At 62.6% G+C, this 20,064-nt stretch carries 22 protein-coding genes; 13 read left to right on the top strand and 9 right to left on the bottom strand.

Features of this window, described 5'->3' with window-relative positions; genetic code table 11:
• The first annotated feature begins 191 nt into the window (after positions 1 to 191).
• On the top strand, positions 192 to 1,895 hold the full coding sequence (locus ACSSV3_RS12995; protein ID WP_354326702.1) for an ATP-binding protein: 1,704 nt from the start codon (positions 192 to 194) through the stop codon (positions 1,893 to 1,895).
• Between the two features lie 114 nt (positions 1,896 to 2,009).
• Here the strand turns inward: ACSSV3_RS12995 and ACSSV3_RS13000 are convergent, their stop codons facing one another.
• Together ACSSV3_RS13000 and ACSSV3_RS13005 are read right to left on the bottom strand one after the other, a co-directional pair.
• Entirely contained in the window at positions 2,010 to 2,744 is a 735-nt protein-coding gene (locus ACSSV3_RS13000) for a 7-carboxy-7-deazaguanine synthase QueE (RefSeq protein ID WP_354326701.1), read from the bottom strand.
• Position 2,745: 1 nt separating this feature from the next.
• A complete protein-coding gene (locus tag ACSSV3_RS13005; protein WP_354326699.1) occupies positions 2,746 to 5,778 on the bottom strand; it encodes a valine--tRNA ligase in 3,033 nt (1,010 codons plus the stop codon).
• Positions 5,779 to 5,905: 127 nt separating this feature from the next.
• On the opposite strand from ACSSV3_RS13005, the gene ACSSV3_RS13010 reads away from it, so the two are divergent.
• The 4 genes from ACSSV3_RS13010 to ACSSV3_RS13025 are packed head-to-tail and all read left to right on the top strand — an operon-like array spanning position 5,906 to position 9,451.
• On the top strand, positions 5,906 to 7,030 hold the full coding sequence (locus tag ACSSV3_RS13010) for an ABC transporter permease (protein WP_354326697.1): 1,125 nt from the start codon (positions 5,906 to 5,908) through the stop codon (positions 7,028 to 7,030).
• Positions 7,031 to 7,033: 3 nt separating this feature from the next.
• Complete coding sequence (locus ACSSV3_RS13015) at positions 7,034 to 7,846, top strand: ABC transporter ATP-binding protein (protein WP_354326695.1); 813 nt, start codon at positions 7,034 to 7,036, stop codon at positions 7,844 to 7,846.
• Positions 7,847 to 7,889: 43 nt separating this feature from the next.
• On the top strand, positions 7,890 to 8,837 hold the full coding sequence (locus ACSSV3_RS13020; protein WP_354326693.1) for an MlaD family protein: 948 nt from the start codon (positions 7,890 to 7,892) through the stop codon (positions 8,835 to 8,837).
• Complete coding sequence (locus ACSSV3_RS13025; RefSeq protein ID WP_354326692.1) at positions 8,834 to 9,451, top strand: ABC-type transport auxiliary lipoprotein family protein; 618 nt, start codon at positions 8,834 to 8,836, stop codon at positions 9,449 to 9,451. The genes ACSSV3_RS13020 and ACSSV3_RS13025 overlap by 4 nt, the downstream gene beginning before the upstream one ends.
• Before the next feature lie 3 nt (positions 9,452 to 9,454).
• On the opposite strand, the gene ACSSV3_RS13030 is transcribed toward ACSSV3_RS13025, so the two are convergent.
• From ACSSV3_RS13030 to crcB, 5 genes are read right to left on the bottom strand one after another with little or no spacing between them, the layout of a single operon-like run.
• Positions 9,455 to 10,159: an ATP12 family chaperone protein gene (locus ACSSV3_RS13030; protein WP_354326690.1), complete on the bottom strand. Its 705-nt coding sequence runs from the start codon at positions 10,157 to 10,159 to the stop codon at positions 9,455 to 9,457.
• A complete protein-coding gene (locus ACSSV3_RS13035; protein ID WP_354326688.1) occupies positions 10,156 to 10,401 on the bottom strand; it encodes a hypothetical protein in 246 nt (81 codons plus the stop codon). The genes ACSSV3_RS13030 and ACSSV3_RS13035 overlap by 4 nt, the downstream gene beginning before the upstream one ends.
• Entirely contained in the window at positions 10,398 to 11,066 is a 669-nt protein-coding gene (locus tag ACSSV3_RS13040; protein ID WP_354326686.1) for an HAD-IA family hydrolase, read from the bottom strand. Before ACSSV3_RS13040 ends, ACSSV3_RS13035 begins: the two co-directional genes overlap by 4 nt.
• Positions 11,063 to 12,283, bottom strand: a complete 1,221-nt coding sequence (locus tag ACSSV3_RS13045) for an RluA family pseudouridine synthase (RefSeq protein WP_354326684.1) — start codon at positions 12,281 to 12,283, stop codon at positions 11,063 to 11,065. The genes ACSSV3_RS13040 and ACSSV3_RS13045 overlap by 4 nt, the downstream gene beginning before the upstream one ends.
• On the bottom strand, positions 12,280 to 12,693 hold the full coding sequence (crcB, locus tag ACSSV3_RS13050; protein ID WP_354326683.1) for a fluoride efflux transporter CrcB: 414 nt from the start codon (positions 12,691 to 12,693) through the stop codon (positions 12,280 to 12,282). The genes ACSSV3_RS13045 and crcB overlap by 4 nt, the downstream gene beginning before the upstream one ends.
• A gap of 232 nt (positions 12,694 to 12,925) precedes the next feature.
• On the opposite strand from crcB, the gene rpsU reads away from it, so the two are divergent.
• The 8 genes from rpsU to ACSSV3_RS13090 all read left to right on the top strand — a co-directional run bounded on the left by rpsU (position 12,926) and on the right by ACSSV3_RS13090 (position 18,316).
• Positions 12,926 to 13,129: a 30S ribosomal protein S21 gene (rpsU, locus tag ACSSV3_RS13055; RefSeq protein ID WP_354326681.1), complete on the top strand. Its 204-nt coding sequence runs from the start codon at positions 12,926 to 12,928 to the stop codon at positions 13,127 to 13,129.
• Positions 13,130 to 13,269: 140 nt separating this feature from the next.
• A complete protein-coding gene (locus ACSSV3_RS13060) occupies positions 13,270 to 13,884 on the top strand; it encodes an FKBP-type peptidyl-prolyl cis-trans isomerase (RefSeq protein ID WP_354326679.1) in 615 nt (204 codons plus the stop codon).
• Positions 13,885 to 13,895: 11 nt separating this feature from the next.
• Positions 13,896 to 14,198 (top strand): Asp-tRNA(Asn)/Glu-tRNA(Gln) amidotransferase subunit GatC, encoded by a 303-nt coding sequence (gene gatC / locus ACSSV3_RS13065; RefSeq protein ID WP_354326678.1) that lies wholly within the window; start codon positions 13,896 to 13,898, stop codon positions 14,196 to 14,198.
• 105 nt (positions 14,199 to 14,303) lie between these two features.
• The gene (gene gatA, locus ACSSV3_RS13070; protein ID WP_354326677.1) at positions 14,304 to 15,785 is read left to right on the top strand and encodes an Asp-tRNA(Asn)/Glu-tRNA(Gln) amidotransferase subunit GatA; all 1,482 of its coding nucleotides are present in this window, start codon (positions 14,304 to 14,306) and stop codon (positions 15,783 to 15,785) included.
• Positions 15,782 to 15,940, top strand: a complete 159-nt coding sequence (locus ACSSV3_RS13075; RefSeq protein ID WP_354326675.1) for a glutamyl-tRNA amidotransferase — start codon at positions 15,782 to 15,784, stop codon at positions 15,938 to 15,940. Before gatA ends, ACSSV3_RS13075 begins: the two co-directional genes overlap by 4 nt.
• A gap of 28 nt (positions 15,941 to 15,968) precedes the next feature.
• The gene (locus ACSSV3_RS13080) at positions 15,969 to 16,352 is read left to right on the top strand and encodes a hypothetical protein (protein WP_354326673.1); all 384 of its coding nucleotides are present in this window, start codon (positions 15,969 to 15,971) and stop codon (positions 16,350 to 16,352) included.
• Positions 16,345 to 17,841, top strand: coding sequence for an Asp-tRNA(Asn)/Glu-tRNA(Gln) amidotransferase subunit GatB (gene gatB, locus ACSSV3_RS13085; protein WP_354326671.1), 1,497 nt, complete (start codon positions 16,345 to 16,347; stop codon positions 17,839 to 17,841). The genes ACSSV3_RS13080 and gatB overlap by 8 nt, the downstream gene beginning before the upstream one ends.
• 16 nt (positions 17,842 to 17,857) lie before the next feature.
• Positions 17,858 to 18,316 carry a tRNA (cytidine(34)-2'-O)-methyltransferase gene (locus ACSSV3_RS13090; RefSeq protein WP_354326670.1) on the top strand — a complete coding sequence of 153 codons (459 nt, stop codon included), beginning with the start codon at positions 17,858 to 17,860 and terminating at the stop codon, positions 18,314 to 18,316.
• A gap of 54 nt (positions 18,317 to 18,370) precedes the next feature.
• On the opposite strand, the gene ACSSV3_RS13095 is transcribed toward ACSSV3_RS13090, so the two are convergent.
• Together ACSSV3_RS13095 and ACSSV3_RS13100 are read right to left on the bottom strand one after the other, a co-directional pair.
• A complete protein-coding gene (locus tag ACSSV3_RS13095) occupies positions 18,371 to 19,060 on the bottom strand; it encodes a hypothetical protein (RefSeq protein WP_354326669.1) in 690 nt (229 codons plus the stop codon).
• Between the two features lie 57 nt (positions 19,061 to 19,117).
• Positions 19,118 to 19,783: a hypothetical protein gene (locus ACSSV3_RS13100; protein ID WP_354326667.1), complete on the bottom strand. Its 666-nt coding sequence runs from the start codon at positions 19,781 to 19,783 to the stop codon at positions 19,118 to 19,120.
• Positions 19,784 to 20,064 lie beyond the last annotated feature (281 nt).

Genomic DNA, 20,064 nt, shown 5'->3' on the forward strand with positions numbered 1-20,064 from the left:
CAGCCATCCAAAGCCCTTCGTCTGGAAGGCGGACCCCGACGAAATCATCGCCGCACGTAACCGGGGGTTCCAAACGTTGGAGTCAATCCACTAGCCCCGGCAGTTGGCGTCCTCGTCAATGTTGACCCGATCTTAACCCAGCCTGCGCTATTTCCCGGCCTGTTCCAATATTGGCGCAAGGAAAGGCGCGGATGACCGATCTCGGCAGGCAGAATTTCGAACGTTCCACTGGCACCGATGCGGCCGGGCAGGCGGATTATTCTGCACCCGCCGCCGCAGCGGCAGGTGGCCACGACAATGCGCGCCTGCCAATTGGCGTGGTGCTGGAGATATCGGGTTCGGGCTCGCAGATTGCGCTCGATCTGCAACGGCTCAATGAATGCATGGAGGATGCCGATCCGTCGATCGCGTTGGCCGGGCAGGTTGGCAGCCAGATCAAGATCCGCGTGGGCGATGCCTGGCTGCTCGCCAACGTGCGCGATCAGCGCAAGGATCGCCGCAATGATGCCGGGATTATCGCGCATATCGACTTCCTGGGCGAAGGTGCGGAAGAAAAGCTGACAGGCCGCATCCACGGGTTCAAGCGCGGGGTGACGCGCTACCCGGTTCCGGGCGCGATGTGCTATCCCGCCACCACCAAGGATCTTGAACAAATCTACGCCAGCGATGGCCGCGCCAGCGTAACGATTGGCAAGGTGTTCCCTACCCGCGATATCCGCGCGGGGCTGTATATTGACGCGATGCTGGGCAAGCATTTTGCGCTGCTGGGGTCGACCGGCACCGGCAAATCGACCAGTGCTGCGCTGATCCTGCACCGCATCTGCGAAGCCGCGCCCAAGGGTCACATCGTGATGATCGACCCCCACGGCGAATATTCCGCTGCCTTCCGCCAGACCGGGCAGATCCTCGACGTGTCGAACCTGCAGATGCCATACTGGCTGATGAACTTCGAAGAGCATTGCGAAGTGCTGCTGTCGGGTAGCGGCAATGAACGTCAGGTAGATAGCGACATTCTCGCCAAGTGCCTGCTGGCCGCGCGCGCGCGCAACCGGCTGGCGCAGACGATGGGCAAAATCACGGTGGATTCGCCGATCCCCTACCTGCTGTCCGATCTCGGCAACATCCTGCAGGACGAAATGGGCAAGCTCGACAAGGCAACCTCGTCCGCGCCCTATATGCGGATCAAGGGCAAGCTCGACGAGCTGAAAGCTGATCCGCGCTACCAGTTCATGTTTTCGGGAATGTTGGTGGGTGACACCATGACCGATTTCATCGGCAAGATTTTCCGTATGCCCGGCCACGGCAAACCAATCTCGATCATCGACGTGTCGGGCGTGCCATCGGACATCACTTCAACCGTGGTGGCGGTGCTCAGCCGCCTGGTCTTCGATTTCGCGATCTGGGGACGGGAGGAAAATACCCGCCCGGTACTGCTGGTGTGCGAGGAAGCCCACCGTTACGTGCCGAACGAGAAAAACGCCGATGGCTCGTCGGTCGGCAAGATTCTCAGCCGCATCGCCAAGGAAGGGCGCAAATACGGAATTTCGCTTGGCCTGATTACCCAGCGCCCGTCCGATCTGGCCGAAGGCGTACTGTCGCAGTGCGGCACGATCATTTCGATGCGCCTCAACAACGACCGCGATCAGGCCTTCGTGAAAGCCGCCATGCCCGAAGGCGCGCGCGGCTTCCTCGATTCGATCCCGGCGCTGCGCAACCGCGAATGCATCATCTGCGGCGAAGGTGTGGCGATCCCGATCCGCGTGACCTTTGACAACCTCGAAGAACACAAACGCCCCGCGTCCGAAGACCCAAGTTTCGTCGATTTGTGGAACAAGGACGGAGGCGAGGAAGAACTGGTCGAGCGCGTGGTGATGCGCTGGAGAAGTCAGGGGTAGTTTTTGCTTCGTCATTGCGAGCGAAGCGAAGCAATCCATGGTCTGACCTTGCGACTAGGGGTGACGCCAGCCCATGGATCGCCGCGTCGCTGCGCTCCTCGCGATGACGAATAATCACGTTCCCCGCGTATCGCCGTAAAGGTGGATATGCAGCCGGTCGCTCATGCGCAAACCATGTTCCAGACATAGCGGCGCGAGCCACGCCTGCCGTTCGCGCTGTGTGAAGCTGTCGGTGCCTTCAGCCATCAGGAACACCTGCCCCGGTTTGAAGCGATAGCGGCGCTGGAGTTCCAGCACTTCGGCCACATCTTCGGGCGCGGCGATCACGAATTTGAAGAACGCGCGCGGGTCGGCGGCGAAGGCATCCAGCCGTTCGGGGATCAGCGCCAAGCCTGCCGGATTGCCCGAATGGGCGAGCTTGGGGCTGACATTATATTGATCGACCCGGATATCGAGCCGAGGCGGCGGGGCGACCGTGCCGTTGGTTTCGATTTCGACGCTGATATCGGGGAGGTGTTCCAGCATTTCGGCCAACCCGCCCGCCTGCAACAGTGGTTCCCCCCCGGTGATGACGAGGCGCCGCTGCCCCAGCGCCGCGATCCGCTCAGCGGTTTCGGCGGGCGAGAGCGTGACCTGATTGGCCTTGCGTTCAAAGGCGATCCCGTCGCGGTGGGGCCGGTTGTCGCCTTCGAAGTGCCACGTATAGGCGGTGTCGCACCACACGCAGGCAAGGTTGCAGCGGGAGAGGCGCACGAAGGCGACCGGCGTGCCCGCGCTCGGCCCTTCGCCTTGCAGCGAGGCGAAGATTTCCGGCCCGCCGGTGTCGTCGGTGGCGAGAGTGAGATTCACCTTACCCCAACCGCGCCAATGCCGACGTCAGCCGCTCCACCTCGCCCTGATGGTGGGCGAGATCGGCGCGGGCTTTCTCCACCGCTTCGGGCTTGGCTTTTTCAGCGAAGGCGGGGTTGCCAAGGCGGCCTTCAAGGCTCTTGGCTTCTTTCGCGCTCGCCGCCAGTGCCTTTTCAAGCCGGGCTTTCTCGGCCGCGATGTCGATGATCCCTTCGAGGGGAATCACGAACACGTCCGCCCCTGCGATCACCTGCATGGCGGGGCCAGCGGGGGCCTCACCAATGGTCACGGGCGTCAGACGGGCTAGGCGTTCGATCGCCGCGCTGCTGCGCTCGATCGTGCGTGCTGCCACGTTGGACGGCGCGGCAAGGAACGCCGCCAGCTTGGCCCCCGGCGCGATGCCGAGTTCGTTTTTGGCGCTGCGGATATTGGTGGTCAGCTCGATCACCCAGTCAATCGCGTCGGTGGCTTCCTTGCTGACTTCGGCTTCGGGCGCGGGCCATTGGGCGAGGATCAGCTCATATTCGCGCGCGCCCAGCTTGTGCCACAACTCCTCGGTGATGAACGGCATGAAGGGGTGCAGCATCACCAGAATCTGATCAAGCGCCCATCCGGCGACTTCGCGGGTTTCGGATGCGGGCGACCAACCGCCTTCTTCGTCTTCCCGGCGAAGGCCGGGATCCAGCGAGGCGGGCGGTTCTGCTCCGCTCTGGACCCCGGCCTGCGCCGGGGTGACGGCACTGAAAACCGGCTTGATCAGCTCCAGATACCAGTCGCAGAACTTGCTCCAGGTGAACTGGTAGATCGCATTGGCCGCCGCGTCGAAGCGCAGATCGGCCATCGCGCGCTCGATTTCGGTGACGCAGGCCGCGACTTCGCCGATGATCCACTGGTTGGCTGCGAGGCGCGCTGGCGGGGCCTTCACGCTCGCCGACGCGCCGATGCCGTTCGACTGGCAGAACCGCGCAGCGTTCCACAGCTTGGTGGCGAAGTTGCGGTATCCTTCGACCCGCTTTTCATCCATCTTGATGTCGCGGCCCTGGCTTTCCATCGCCGCCATGAAGAACCTGAGCGCGTCGGCGCCATATTGGTCGATCAGGCCGAGCGGATCGACGACATTGCCCTTGGACTTCGACATCTTCGCGCCGTCTGCGGCACGCACGAGGCCATGGAGATAGAGCGTATCCCACGGCTTTTGCCCCATGTTGTAATAGCCCATCATCATCATGCGGGCATCCCAGAAGAACAGAATGTCGAAGCCGGAGATGAGGAGCGAGTTAGGGTAGTGTTTTTCCAACAGCGTCATGCCAGCGGAAGCTGGCATCTCGGGCGTTTGCGCACCGCCGCCTGAGGCCCCAGCTTTCGCTGGGGTGACGGACTGGTTTTCATGCGGCCAGCCGAGCGTGGCGAAGGGCCACAGCGCGCTGGAGAACCACGTGTCGAGCACGTCTTCGTCACGATAGAGCGGAATTTCCCTCTCGTGCCGCATGGCGTTCGAGAGTCCAAGTTTTCGCTTTTCAAGAGTGATTTCATATTCATGGCCGTAATAATCTTTAGCAAGGCTAATAACTTCAGCCTCAGTTGCAGCCACGAACTCCTTTTCTCCTTCTACGTTGAATATCAAGCCGTCCGGCGTCTCCTGCGCAGTGCCTTTCCAAGCAAACTTACCGCCTTCGTCTTTCTTAGGCCCAAACCAAGCCGGAATCCGGTGCCCCCACCACAATTGCCGCGACACACACCATGGCTGGATGTTCTCCATCCAGTTGAAGAAGGTCTTTTCCCACGTCTTGGGCACGATGCCGATTTCGCCGGACTTTACCGCTGCAAGCGGCTTTTTTGCCAGTTCCGCCGCGTTTACATACCATTGATCGGTCAGCCACGGTTCGATCACCACGCCGCCGCGGTCGCCGAAGGGGGTCTGGATCACGCGCGGTTCGGCGTCGTGCTCCACCCGCTCGCCATCCTTTTCGGTGACGTGGGGGACGAGGAAGCCTTCGGCCTTGAGCCGCTCCACCACCGCCTTGCGCGCGTCGAAGCGGTCAAGCCCGACGAACGCCTCCGGGATCAATCCGTCCGCCACCTGACACACCGCCGCTTCGGCATCGAGCATATTGAGCATTGCGCCAGCCGTAAATCCGGCGCGCTTGCCCACTTCGAAGTCGTTGAAATCATGCCCCGGCGTGATCTTCACGCAGCCTGACCCCAGCGCCGGATCGGCGTGTTCATCGGCGATGATCGGAATCCGCCGCCCGGTGATCGGCAGGATGATATGCTTGCCAACCACGCTGGCATAGCGTTCGTCCGCCGGGTTCACCGCCACCGCCATATCGGCCAGCATCGTTTCGGGCCGGGTGGTGGCAACGATCAGGTGATCCGCGCCATCATCCGTCCTCACGCCATCCGCCAACGGATAGCGGAACCGCCAGAAATGCCCCTGAATTTCGCGGGTTTCGACTTCCAGATCGCTGATCGCGGTCTTCAGCTTCGGATCCCAGTTCACCAACCGTTTATCGCGGTAGATCAGCCCGTCATTATAGAGGTTGACGAAGGTTTTGATCACCGCCTTGGTGAAGTGCGGGTCCATCGTGAACTGTTCACGGCTCCAGTCCATCGAACAGCCCAGACGGCGCAATTGGTGGGTGATGGTGCCGCCGGATTCGGCTTTCCATTCCCAAACCTTGGCGACGAAATCCTCGCGGGTATAATTGGTGCGCTTGTCCTGCTGCGCCTCCAGCTGGCGCTCCACCACCATCTGCGTGGCGATCCCGGCGTGATCGGTGCCGACCACCCACAGCGCGTCCTTGCCGCGCAGGCGTTCATATCGCACCACCACGTCCTGCAACGTGTTGTCGAGCGCGTGGCCGATATGCAGGCTGCCCGTCACATTGGGCGGCGGATTGACGATGGTGAAGGCCTCGGCGTCGGGGCGGTGCGGACGGAACAACCCGTTGTCCTCCCAATGCGCATACCAGCGCGCCTCGATATCGGCGGGGTCGAAAGTGGTGGGCAAAGTGGTGGCAATTGTGTTGGTCATGATGGCCCGCGCCATGCCAGCACCGATGCTGCGATGCAATCATCGTGAAGCATCGGCATCGCGGCGCGCGGGCGAACAGCGCGAGAGCCTTGTCCCGCGCTGAAAATCTCCCCATAGCTGCAATCCGATGCAGGACGCCGCGCACTATACGTTGGAAGAGACAGGGGAAGACGGGGCCGGCAATGGCACCCGGCTACTGCTGTCAGGGCAGCTGACGCTGGCCGCCATCGCCCCGCTTGAACGCGAACTTTCTAGCCTTGCCGGCACGATCCGCACGGTTGATCTGTCGGGCGTGGACGAAATCGACACGGTTGGCGCGTGGGTGGTGTGCCGCGTGGTGCGCGAACATGGCGCGGACATTACCGGCGCAAGCGATGCGGCCAATCGGTTGCTCAATGCCGTGCACGGGATTGATGCGAGCGGTGATACCGGCCCGGTGCGCCCGCCGATATGGGAACGGGTGCCGATCAGCGTCGGTAAGCAATTTTTTGCGAGTTGCTCAGGTATTTACGGTGTGATTGGGTTTTTCGGGCAGATCCTGATCGGGGTCGGCAGCCTGATCCGCCACCCTTCGCGCTTTCCGCTGCGCGCGCTGGTGCACCAGATGGAGCTGGTCGGCGTGTCGGCGCTGCCGATCATCGGGTTGATGAGCTTTCTGATCGGAATCGTGATCGCGCAACAAGGCTCGGTGCAATTGCAGCAATTCGGGGCCGAGGCGCTGACGGTGAATCTGGTCGGGCGCATTACCCTGCGCGAACTGGGCGTATTGATGACTGCGATCATGGTGGCGGGCCGTTCGGGCAGCGCCTTTGCCGCGCAGCTTGGCACGATGAAGCTGACCGAGGAAATTGACGCGATGCGCACCATCGGCATTTCCCCGATCGAAGCGCTGGTTATCCCGCGCATCCTCGCATCCACCTTCATGATGGTGCTGCTGGGGTTCTATGCCTCGGTGGTGGCGATTGTCGGCGGGGCGGTGGTGGGCGATCTGGCGCTGGGCATGCCGTTCTGGACGTTTCTTGAACGGATTCGCGACGTGGTGCCCGAACATGATCTGTGGGTCGGGCTGATCAAGGCGCCGGTATTCGGGCTGATCGTGGCGCTGGCGGGGTGCTATCACGGGCTGCAAGTGCGCGATAATTCCGAAGAAGTCGGCCGCCGCACGACGATGGCGGTGGTGTCGGCAATTTTTGCGGTGATCGTGATCGATGCGTTTTTCGCGGTGTTCTTCACCGAAGTGGGTTGGGGGTAAGCGATGACGGATCACCCCACCGATGAAGGCGCGCCGATTGTGGTCGAAGGCCTCGTCAACCAGTTCGGCGATTTCGTGGTGCACGATGGGCTCAATCTTACCGTGCGCAAGGGCGAAATTCTCGGCGTGGTCGGCGGGTCGGGCAGCGGCAAATCGGTGCTGATGCGCTCGATCATCGGCTTGCAGGAGCCGAGCGCGGGGCGGATCGAGGTGCTCGGCAAAACCATCACCGGGCGCGATCCCGACAGCGATTTCGGCGTGCGCTGCCGCTGGGGCGTGTTGTTCCAGGGCGGGGCGCTGTTTTCCACCCTGACGGTGGGCGAAAATGTCGAAGTGCCGCTGAAAAAGTTTCACCCCGATCTTGATTGGAAGTTGCGGTGCGAAATTGCCCGTTACAAGGTGATCTTGTCGGGCCTACCTGATGACGCGGTGTCCAAATACCCTTCGGAATTGTCGGGCGGGATGAAGAAACGCGCCGGGTTGGCGCGCGCGCTGGCGCTCGACCCTGAATTGCTGTTTCTGGACGAACCCACCGCCGGGCTCGATCCCATCGGCGCGGCCAAATTTGACCGGCTGACCCGCGAATTGAAGGAAACGCTGGGCCTTACCGTGTTCCTGATCACCCACGATCTCGATACGCTGTATGAGATTTGCGACCGGGTGGCGGTGATCGGTGAGAAAAAAATCATCGCGGTCGGCACCATCCCCGAAGTCATCGCCACCGGCCACCCGTGGATCGAGGAATATTTCAACGGCCCGCGTGGGCGCGCGGCGCAGGGATCACATGATCGCAGCCGGGCGCGCTCTGATGGATAGAATATTGGACAGGGACGCCCTGCGGCGTTCATAGGAAACGGATATGGAAACAAGAGCGAACCATCTCTGGGTCGGTGCGGTCACGCTGCTGCTGCTGGTAGCGCTGGCGGCGTTTATCGTGTGGATCGCGCGATTGGGGCAGGGTGCGCACAACGAATATGACATCTTCTACGGCCAATCGGTGTCGGGGCTGGCGAATGGCAGCCAGGTCAGTTTTGCCGGGGTGCCGGTGGGGCAGGTGATCGACATTGCACTGGCAGAGGACAATCCGGAATTCGTGCGTGTGCGGATCAAGGTGCGCGAAGATGTGCCGATGCTGGTCGGCACACAGGCCACGATTGAGGCCAGCTTTACCGGGGTGTCGACCATCCTGCTGGACGGTGCGCGCAAGGATGCCCCGCCAATCACCTGTGAAAGCACCGCCTGCCCCGAAGGCCGCCCGGTGATCCCGCCCGGACGCGGCGGGTTTGGCGCGATTGTCGCGAATGCCCCGGTGCTGCTGGAACGGTTGGCGACGCTGACCGAACAGCTCAACACCATTCTCGGCCCTGAAAATCAGGAGCAGATTTCGGGCATCCTCAGAAATTCCAACCGCCTGACTGAGGATCTCGCCAATGCCACCCCGGCACTGGTCGCCAATCTTGAAGGGTTTCAGACCACGCTGGCCGAATTCAATCAGGCGCTGGACGCGGTCGAACAGTTGACGCTGACCACCGATGCGCTGGTCAAGAAAGAAGGCTCACCGCTGGCCGAGGAACTGCGCGGGACGCTGAATGCGGCGAATCAGGCGCTAACCTCGCTGGCGGCCACGCTGGAGGACACCCGCCCCGCCGCGCGGCAATTGCGCACCAGCACGCTGCCCAATGCCGAGGCAACCTTGCAGGATCTGCGCGCCACCAGTCGCGCCTTGCGGGCGATCACCGAAAAGCTCGAAAGCGAAGGCGCGGGCGCGCTGCTTGGGGGCGAATCACTGCCGGATTACAAGCCATGAGGAAGACCGATTTGATGAGCCTGCGCAAATGGCCCGCCCTGATCATGCTGCCCGCATTGCTGGCGCTGCCCGGCTGTATCAGCCTGGGAGGCGCCGCGCCGGAGAGCCTGCTGACGTTAAGCCCGACCGCGCGCGCGGCTTCGGGAGATGGCGTTTCCGGGGCGCAGCGCCCGGTCATCGCGGTGCTGGCTATCGACACTCCGGCCAAACTGGATGTGCTGCGCGTGCCAGTCGCGGTGTCGGATACCGAACTGGCCTATCTGAAAGACGCATTCTGGGTGGAAAAGCCCGCGCGCCTGTTCCGCAGCCTGCTGGGCGAAACCTTGCGTGCGCGCGGCGGGGCGCTGGTGCTCGATAATGATGAAACCGTGGCGCTTCCCACGGTGAGCCTGCGCGGCAGCCTGATCGACATGGGTTATGATGCGCGCGCTTCGGCAGTGGTGGTGCGGTTTGATGCGATCCGGATCGACGATGCAGGCACCACCAGCACCCGCCGGTTTGAGGCGCGTGAAACCGGGGTTCCGGCCGATGCCCGCGCCGTCGGCGCAGCGATCAACCGCGCCGCCAATAGCGTGGCAAGCGATGTCGCGGATTGGGTTGGGGGCGAGGGGTAAAGCCTACGCCTGCGCCAGCCGGGCGAACCCGCAGGCGCGCAGGAAATCGGCCTCACGCCGGGCGCGGCGTTCCTCGGCCTCTTCGTCGCGGCCCCATAGGTCGGCCTGCCATTCTTCTTCAAGGCACGCCGCCTGCCACAGTGCCAGCGGTGCGTCCTCATCGTCTGTATCGAGCGCGGCGAGCGCGGTGATCAGCGATGCGGCGAGCTTCGCCATTGCCTCCACCCCGGCCAGCGCGAATGGGTTCAGCGTCTCCAGCCGCGCGCGCAGCACCGCCAATGCCGGGGCAGGCTGCGGGCGGTGGAGAATGCCGCTGACCCGCACCAGCGCGATGCCATGATCCGCCTCAAACCGCGCGAGCAGCGGCTCCCATACCGCCTGTTGGTGGGCATAAAGCGGCGCGTCAGGATCGGCGCGGTAACACAGCGTATCGGTTTCGGCGTAGGCGATCAGGCCATCGGCAATCGCTGCCCGATCGGCCGCCACCACATCAATCGCGTAATCGGCCATATCGCGCAGCGGCAGGCTGGCGGGATCGATTTTGTCGCCCTGCCGCCGCCATTCCGCCGCCAGCGCTTCGCCTAGCCCTTGCGTGGGCACGATCTGCGCCGCGCCGCCCACGGTTTTGACCCCGCGCCCATCCAGCAGCACCTGCCAACCGCCGGGCACTTCACCAAGCGTTACATCGGTGTAGAACCTGCGGATCATGAGCGCTTGTTATCTCCGGCTTTCCAGCGTTTGGCGATGATTGGCGGCAGGAAGAAAAACTCCAGCAGCCCCACCACCGCCAGCCCCGCGCCCAGCTCCCACGGCAACTTCACCGGAAGCACATCCCGTGTAATCGCCACGCCCAGCAGCAACAGCGCGATGCCGCCAATGCGCGCGACGTTCATGATGATGTAGCGCCGCTGGGCCTGCGCCTCGGCAGCTTCGCGCGGGGACAGGTTCATGGCAGCGCCGCCTCCAGCGCTTCGGCCAGCTCGCGGATATTGCTGGCCACGCTCAACGCGCCGTGTTCCAGCAATTCATGCGGAGCGTGATAGCCCCATGCCACGCCCACCGCGCGCACCCCGGCGCCCCGTGCCATCGCCATATCGAAACTGGTATCGCCGATCATCACCGCCTGATGCGGCGCTGCACCAGCCTCGAACAAGGCAGCCTCCAGCATCGCCGGGTGCGGTTTGGAGGGGTGACGGTCAGCGGTCTGGAGCGACACGAACAGATCGGCGATCCCGTGCGTTTTCAGGCAGGCATTCAACCCACGGTCGGATTTGCCGGTGGCAACCGCGAGGCTCCAGCCCGCGCCGTGCAGATTGGCGAGCAGTTCGGCCATGCCATCATAAAGCGGTTCGTCGAGCAGGCCTTCTTCGCGCCGCGCGCGGTAGCTGGAACGGTAATATTCGGTGACGGCGCGGGCCTGATCCTCCGCCAGATCGGGCGAAAGTTCGCGCACCGCAACCGGCAGGCTCAACCCGACAATCCGCCGCACCAACTGGCTATCAGGCGCGGGCAGGCCAGCGCGGGTAAAGGCGCGCTCCATCGCCCAGCACACGTCCGCCTGCCCATCGACCAGCGTGCCATCGCAATCGAACACGGCCAGACGCGTGGCGCTCACTTGCGCGGGCCTTTAGGGGCGGGCTTGGCCTTTCTGGGTGCGGGCTTGGCGGCGGGTTTGCCGGGTGCCTTCTTGCCCTTGGTCGCCACATCACCGCGCGCGCGGCGGGGCGCACGGGCTTCCTTGCGCGCCTGTTTGAAATGGCGGCGGGCGGCCTGTTTCTTCTCCTCACCCGACCGTTCGGGCGCTTCTTCGCGCAAGGGCGATGCGTCGGACAGGCTCTGATCGAAGCCTAGCACGTCCATGCTCATGGCAAAATGCGGCGGAAGTTCGGCGATGACGTCCAACTTGCCGCCACTCGCGGCCTTGGTGCTCGGTTCCGAGATGATCAACCGGCGCGCGTGGAGGTGCATCTTGCGGCTGACCGCGCCGGTCAGGAACGAATCCGGCCCGCCATACTTGCCGTCACCCACGATCGGATGGCCAATCGCCGCCATGTGGACGCGCAGCTGATGCGTGCGCCCGGTGAGCGGTTCCAGCTCCACCCATGCCGCGCGTTCGCCCGCATGATCGACCACGCGGTAACGGGTTTTCGCCGCCGCGCCGTTTTCTTCGTCAACGTGCATTTTCTCGCCGCCGGTGCCCGGTTGTTTGGCGAGCGGGGCGTCGATCACCCCTTCGGCCAGCGCCGGGTTCCCGACCACCAGCGCCCAATAGACCTTGCGCGCCGAACGGCTGGCAAAGCGTTTGGAGAAACTCGCCGCCGCCCCCGGCGTGCGCGCGATCAGCAGCACGCCCGAGGTATCCTTGTCGAGCCGGTGGACAAGCCGCGGGCGCGGCGTTTTCTCGTCGGTGACAAACGCATCGAGCAGTCCGTCGACGTGTTTGGTCATCTTGCTGCCGCCCTGCGTGGCGAGGCCCGGCGGCTTGTTGAGCACGATTGCAGACGCCGTTTCGCGAATCACCATGTCATGTGCTTCGGCGATCTGTTCGGGGCTGAGCGTGCGGGTGCGCGGTGCAGCCTTGCGCGCGGTTGGTTGTTCCTCACCCCCCGGCGGGACGCGCAGAACTTGCCCTTCAGCCAGCCGATCTTCGGGCTTCACCCGCTTGCCATCGACCCGGATCTGCCCAGTGCGCGCCCAGCGCGATACGGTGGCGAACCCGATCAGCGGCAGGTTGCGTTTGAACCAGCGATCGAGCCGGATGCCGTCGTCATCCTCGCTGACGGTGAACTGGCGCACGTTGTCGCTCTCGCCCTGAGCTTGCTCAATGGTCATGCCGCACCGCGCATCATGGTGAGGCCCAGCCACAAGGCGGCAAGGCCCGCCATCACCGACACCGCCGCATAGGCAAACGCCAGCCCCGGCGTGCCGCGTTCGGTCAGCAACAGCAGTTCAAGGCTGAACGCGCTGAAGGTGGTGAACCCGCCCAGCATACCAACGCCGAGCAGCAGCCGCAGGTGTTCGCCTGCTCCGCCGTGCCGTGCCAGCCAGCCGAACACTATCCCCATCAACAGACACCCCGCTAGATTGACAGTGAGTGTCGCCCACGGGAAGGCATCGACTGTGCGCGGGCCGAGCGTGTGGGTCATCAGCCGACCAGCCTGATACCGCGCCAGTGCGCCAACGGCGCCGCCAGAGGCAACCAGCGCCGATGCGGCGAGTGGAGAAAGTGCAGAAGGGTTCATCGCCAAGGCTCTTAGCGATGCGCGCGCGCTCTGCCTAGCAGGGCTGGCAAAACCGCGATTCTGCGCTGATGCGTCGCTGGCGGCTTGCGTTTCGGGTAGTGTTGGACTATCGGAGCGCCGTAATCAGGGCGGTCCCGCGTGGGAATCGCCCGCCTTTCAGTGGAAATTGACCGCGTATCCCCGCGAGAATCGGGCGGGCTCTGGCGTTTCAAGATTGAGGTAGTTGGCTTTTATGCAAATCATGGTTCGCGATAATAATGTTGATCAGGCCTTGCGCGCGCTCAAGAAGAAGCTGCAGCGCGAAGGCGTCTATCGCGAAATGAAGCTGCGTCGCCATTACGAAAAGCCGAGCGAAAAGCGCGCCCGTGAAAAGGCCGCCGCCGTGCGCCGCGCCCGCAAGATGGAGCGCAAGCGGTTGGAGCGTGACGGGAGCTAATTATCCCGTCCGCAAGCGCGCTTTGCTTCGCAGAACCGCTTGAATCCCCCTTTCCAATAAGCCATCAGGGCGCGGCATAAATCCGCGCCCTTTTGCCGTCACAACGCAGCGCATGATGCGCCGCCACTCAGGATCAAGCCATGACCGAAATAACCCGTGTTCCGATCAAACCCGTCGCCAAGGGATCGCTGACCAAGCTGTGGATCGGCGTGGTACTGGCGATTGCAGTGGGGGCGGGCCTCGCCTGGGCCGCTGTGCCGCGCGGCGTAGATATTGACACCCAGGTGGCGGGCACCGGCCCGACGCCAGTGGTCGGCGATGTGGTGTTCCTGAAATACAAGGGCAAACTTGCCGCCGATGGCACGGTGTTTGACGAATCGCGCGATATTCCGCTCCCCGTCGAAGGCATCTTCCCCGAAGGCACCCCGTTCCCGATTGAGGAAGGCGCGACCATTCCCGGCTTTTTTGAAGGGTTGCAGCAGATGCAGAAGGGCGGAAAATACACGCTCTTCATCCCCGCCGACAAGGCGTACGGGGCAGAGCCGCCGCCGGGCGCGCCGATCCCGCCGAACGCCGATCTCGAATTCGAAATCGAGGTGATCGACATCATGAGTCAGCAGACCTTCGAACGGAACCTGAGCATTCTGCAACAGGCGATGCAGAGCCGGATGGGGCAAAGTCAAATGGGGCAGGGCCAGATGGGCGCGCCGCAGGATGGCCCCCAAGCCGCACCGCAGCCCGCGCCGGGCCAGTAAGGGGAACGCGCGTGTCGGTGGACAAGGCAAACGTCGCCAAAATCGCCTCTTTGGCGCGCATCAGCATGGATGATGCCGCGCTCGAACGCATGGTGCCCGAATTGAACGGCATCCTCCAATGGGTCGAACAATTGGGCGAAGTCGACGTGTCCGGGATCGAGCCGATGGCGGCGGTGATCCCCAACACCTTGCGGCTGCGCGATGATGTGGTCGATGCCGATCCGCTGACCGGCGGCGGGAGGCGCGATGATGTGCTCGCCAATGCCCCGGCGGCAGAACACGGGTTCTTTGGCGTGCCGAAAGTGATCGAGTGATTTTTTGAATGCAAGTGTGCGCCCCCGCGCAGGCGGGGGTCTCCAGCAATTTGGCGATGCGCGGGAGGTATGAGATCCCCGCCTTCGCGGGGACTCGCTGATAGTATGACTGACCTTACCCAATTCGGCGTCAAAGACATTCGCGATGGCGTGCGCGATGGCAGCTTCACCGCGCGCGAAGTCGCGGAAAGTTTCAACGCGGCCGTGGCCGATGCTGCCGCGCTCAACGCCTTCATCGTGACCACCCCCGATCATGCACTCGCCGCCGCCGACAAGGTCGACGCCGCGCGCGCGGCTGGCGAACCGCTGGGTGCAATGGCGGGTGTGCCAATCGGGATGAAAGACCTGTTCGCCACCCACGGCGTGCAGACCACGGCTGCCAGCCACATCCTCGAAGGCTTCATCCCGCGTTACGAATCGACCGTTTCGCAGAAGCTGTGGGACGCAGGCGCGGGGATGCTCGGCAAATTGAACCTCGATCAGTTCGCGATGGGTTCGTCCAACGAAACCAGCTATTTCGGCAATGTCGCCTCACCGTGGCGCAAGTCCGGCAGCAACCAGCCGATGAGCCCCGGCGGTTCTTCGGGCGGTTCCTCCTCGGCAGTCGCGGCGCGGATTGCGCCTGCCGCAACCGGCACCGACACCGGCGGGTCAATCCGGCAACCGGCGGCCTTCACCGGCATCTGCGGGATCAAACCGACTTATGGGCGGTGCAGCCGCTGGGGCATCGTCGCCTTCGCCTCCAGCCTCGATCAGGCCGGATCGATGGCGCGCAGCGTTGAAGATTGCGCGATCATGCTCGGCGCGATGGCGGGGTTCGATCCGAAGGATTCGACCAGCCTCCAGATGGACGTGCCCGATTGGGAGGGCGCGCTGAACGCTGACCTGCGCGGCAAGAAAGTCGGCATACCGCGCGAATACCGGATGGAGGGCACCGATCAGGCGATCCTCGATTCGTGGGAGCAGGGCAAGGCGTGGCTGCGCGATGCGGGCGCGGAAATCGTCGACGTGTCGCTGCCGCACACCAAATATGCGCTGCCCGCCTACTACATCATCGCCCCTGCCGAAGCCTCCTCCAACCTCGCGCGTTATGACGGGGTGCGTTACGGCTTGCGCGATTTGCCGGATGGCTCCGGCTTGCAGGATATGTACGCCGCCACCCGCGCCGCCGGGTTCGGGGACGAGGTCAAACGCCGCATCCTGATCGGCACCTATGTGCTGTCAGCGGGCTTCTACGATGCCTATTATACGCAGGCGCAGAAGGTGCGGGCGCTGGTGGCGCGCGATTTCGAGCGCGCGTTCCAAGAGTGCGACGTGATCCACGCCCCGACCACGCCCACGGCGAGCTTCCCGCTCGGCGAGAATGTCGATGACCCGCTGGCGATGTATCTGAATGATGTTTTCGCCGTGCCCGCCAGCCTTGCAGGTCTGCCCGCAATGAGCGTGCCTGCAACGATCAACGCCGATGGCCTGCCTCTGGGCCTGCAACTGGTAGGCCGCCCGTTTGACGAACAGGGCGTGCTCAATGCTGGGCTAGCGATCCAGCAGCGCTCGGGCTTCAGCGCGAAGCCAGAGAAGTGGTGGTGAACGCCGATCTGCCGCTGTGGCTTGCCGGCATCGGCATCGCCCTCGCGGTGCCGCTGACCTTCATGGTCGCCAATTGGGTAAGAAAGAACGTCGATCACGGCGAGGCGCGGTTCGATACGCGCGAACGCCCCGAGAGTGACGAGGAAACGAAATGACGGATGGTGCTTCGCGCGAGGGTTGCCAGTGACAGGCTTTGAATGGACGACCATCGGATTGATCATTTTTGGGATGGTCATCCCTTTCTGGATTATGGTCATTCTGACAGGCATTGTCGTTGAGCAGACGCGCAGGAAAGCCAAGAAGGAGTTGGCAAGGCAGTCGTACGTTCATGAATATTCTGAACTCTGCATCAGATTGAACGGGATGCTGAAATCGGCTGATGGGACATTTAATGGTCCAGCTATGGTCGTTTACCTGCGAGAGCTAAAAAAATATCCAGAATACAAAGATATGAGCATACTGTTTCTGGAATCAATCTCGATCACTGGCGATGGTAGATTCGATGACATCGCTCGCAATGAGTTGAAAGCGACCGAGGTTTATTTGTTGGGGTTGAACGATGAGTAACTACCGCATTCAGGGTGCCACCGGCGAATGGGAGGTCGTGATCGGCCTTGAAGTCCACGCGCAGGTGACTTCGCATTCCAAGCTGTTTTCCGGCGCGTCGACCACCTTCGGGGCGGAGCCTAATGCGCAGGTGTCGCTCGTCGATGCCGCGATGCCGGGGATGCTGCCGGTGCCCAACCGCGAATGCATCCGGCAGGCGGTGCGCACCGGAATGGCGATTGATGCGCAGATCAACGCGTGGAGCCGGTTTGACCGCAAGAATTATTTCTACGCCGACTTGCCGCAGGGCTACCAGATCAGCCAGCTTTACCACCCGATCGTGGGCGAAGGGCAGCTGCTGATCGATGCGGACGAAAAGGCGGGCATCCCGGAGGACAAGATCATCGGGATTGAGCGCATTCACGTGGAGCAGGACGCGGGCAAGCTGATGCATGATCAGCACCCGACCATGTCCTATGTTGACCTCAACCGCTGCGGCGTGGCGCTGATGGAAATTGTGTCGAAGCCCGATATGCGCTCACCCGCCGAGGCCGGGGCATACGTGCGCAAACTGCGCGCAATCCTGCGCTATGTCGGCAGCTGCGATGGCAATATGGAAGAAGGATCGATGCGCGCCGACGTCAATGTCTCCGTGCGCCGTCCGGGCGAGGAATTCGGCACGCGGACCGAGACGAAGAATGTCAATTCGGTGCGGTTTGTCATGCAGGTGATCGAATACGAAGCCAGCCGTCAGGTCGATGTGATCGAAAGCGGCGGGCGGATCGTGCAGGAAACCCGGCTGTTCGACCCCGGCACCGGCACCACGCGCACCATGCGTAGCAAGGAAGACGCGCACGATTATCGCTACTTCCCCGATCCCGATTTGCTGCCGCTGGTGCTGGAGGAGGATTTCCTCGCCGATTGCCGCGCCTCGCTCCCCGAACTGCCCGATGCCAAGCGGCGGCGCTATGTCGAGGTGCTTGGCCTCACGCCCTATAACGCGCGCGAGTTGACCGCCGAGGTGGAAACCTTCGCGCGGTTTGAAACGCTGCTGGCTGAAACCGCCAAAGTGATTGGCAAGGGCGAGGCGGCGGTCGCCACGCAGGTCGCCAACTGGTCGCTGTCGGTCGCGCCGGGGGTGATGAAGGCGCTGGGCGATGAAGCTGACCCCGCAAATGCCACGGCTGCCGCGCAGGCGAGCATCCTTGCAATGCAGGACAAGGGCGAAATCAGCGGCGGGCAGGCCAAGGAAATCTTTGAAATCGCGCTCAAGACTGGCCGCGACCCGGCGGAAGTTGCGGACGCCGAAGGGCTGAAACAGGTCAGCGACACCGGCGCGATCGAAGCCGCCGTGGACGCGATTATCGCCGCCAACTCTGACAAGGTCGAACAGTACCGCGGCGGCAAGGAAGCGCTGTTCGGCTTCTTCGTCGGCCAGACGATGAAGGCGATGCAGGGCAAGGCCAATCCGGGTGTGGTGAACCAGTTGCTGAAGGACAAGCTGGGCTGACCGCGGGGGCGGCCTGATGGGCCTCTCCATCATCCTGATCCAGCCCGAAATCCCCGGCAACACCGGGGCGGTGGGGCGTACCTGTGTGGCGTTGGGGATGGAGTTGATCCTGATCCACCCGCTTGGCTTCGACATTTCCGACAAACAGGTGAAGCGTGCAGGGCTGGATTATTGGCCCCACGTCAACCTGACCGAATATGCCAATTGGGAGGCGTTCCTCGCGGCGCGCACCCCGCGTCCCGATCAGCTGTTCCTGTTCGAGGAATTCGGCAGCCGCAGTTTCTATGAACCCGACTATCCCGACGATGCGATGCTGGTGTTCGGGCAGGAAACCAAGGGCATCCCGCAGCCCATCATTGACCAGAACCCCGACCGACTGTTCCACCTGCCGATGCGGTCAGACGTGATCCGCTCGCTCAACCTCGCCAACACCGTGGCGGCTGCGGCGTATCAGGCGCTGCGGGGGAAGCTGTAACCCAAAGGGCCGCCGGATCGCTCCGACGGCCCTGCGGGATTACGCCAGCGAGGTTTACTTCGCCGCCAGCCTTGTGCGCGCGTTCTTGGCAAATTCTTCGAAATTGGCCTTGTAGACGCTGACCAGTTCATCGAGCGCAGCGATCGCGTCTTCGCCTTCCTTGGGTGGAAACAGGCTCAATCCGTTGCCGCCCCATGCCTTGTATTCCTTGTCGATTTTCTGGTCATTGCCGAACTGGCGCACCATGAACAGCGTCCGCAGCGAGCGGCCATAGATCGCCGCCTTCTGATAGAATACATCGGCCACGATCAGTTCCGAATAGCATGCCGAGGTGGAATCGGCGCGGCGTTCCTTGACCTTGTTCATGGTCTTGCGTTCGAGCGGGGTTTCGTGCCGGATGATGGTGGTGCCCGGCGTAAGTTTCAGCAGCGTGCGCAGGTCGAGATCCTGCAATGCGTCAAGCTGCGACGGGCTGTCCAGCGCGCTCGCCAACAAGGTCTTGTTGTTGGCATCCTTGCCCGAGTTGATCGCGGAATTGAGCAGGCCCGGCCCGAGCAGACCCGATGTCAGCGATTGCATCCGTTCTGCCGGCCAGACATGCAATTCGCAGCCATCCGCCGCCACTTCGGGCAACAGGCCCTTGGCACTGGGGGTATAATCTGCGGGCGCGTCCTGCGCCTGAGCAATGGCGGGTGCCGAGGCGGCCAAAACCAATCCGGCAGCCAGCAATATCGGAAATTTCATCAGGTTTACCTTTCAATCCGTGCCGCAGCACGCGTCTGTAAATTATGCTTTGAAACCCTATTTCTTCTTCTTTTTGGGCGGGCGGTTCAGCGCCTCACCAAACCCGTTCACGGTCTTGCCATAGGCGAGCCGGATTTCCTCAAGTGCGGCATCAAGCTGTTCGGGTTCCTGAGGCGGAAACCGTTCCAGCTTGTGCTGCACATATGTGCCAAAACTGCGGGTCGATGCGTCGCTGCCGTCAAACTTACGAAAGCGGAAAATCGCCTTGAAGTATTGACCGGCAAAGACGTCATCCTGAAAGAATACATCGTCGGTGACCAGTTCGGCATAGCAAGGCGGCGAAGCTGGCATCAGTCGGCCAGCGGTCGTCCGGATCACGCGGCTGGGCAAAGGTTGATCGTGCACCACAACCGCGTAGCCTTGCAATTGCAGGATCGCAGCAACGTCCAGCCCGTGCAAAATGTCGACCTGGTCTTTTGACGACAAAATGGATTCGGGCAATTTGCGATACCCATCGCGCCCCTGGATCGCGCCATCGACGATCCCGCCGTGGAACCAGCCATTATAGGTTGAGCGCACCGCACCGGCAGGCCAGACGTGCAATTCGCAAACGGCCACGGCGGTCGGCTGATCTGTATCAGCTGGTTCATCCTGTGCCGCATTTAGCGGCGCTCCGAAGGCAAGGACCGTGCAGCCGATGGCCGCAAAAATGGCTGACTTCACGCGATTCCCCCAAGCCGTAGAGGTGTGAAATATCCGTGACCCAAACCCATGGCAAGCGGCATCAGCGGCGGTGCACCGCTATTTCACTTTTGGCGTAACGTGAGAAGCGTGCGCTATATTCAATATATTGATAAATAACATCTAAATACATAAATTATGAGCTATCGGCGGTGAAGGATTGTTCGCAGCCTCGCATTCCAGCGCGTAATGCTTCGGCATCGCGGCGCACTGGTAAATCCTTGCGCGCAATCGAACCGCGCGCGATGGGGTTGGGGCGACCT

It is taken from the genome of Porphyrobacter sp. MBR-49, from assembly GCF_053628655.1.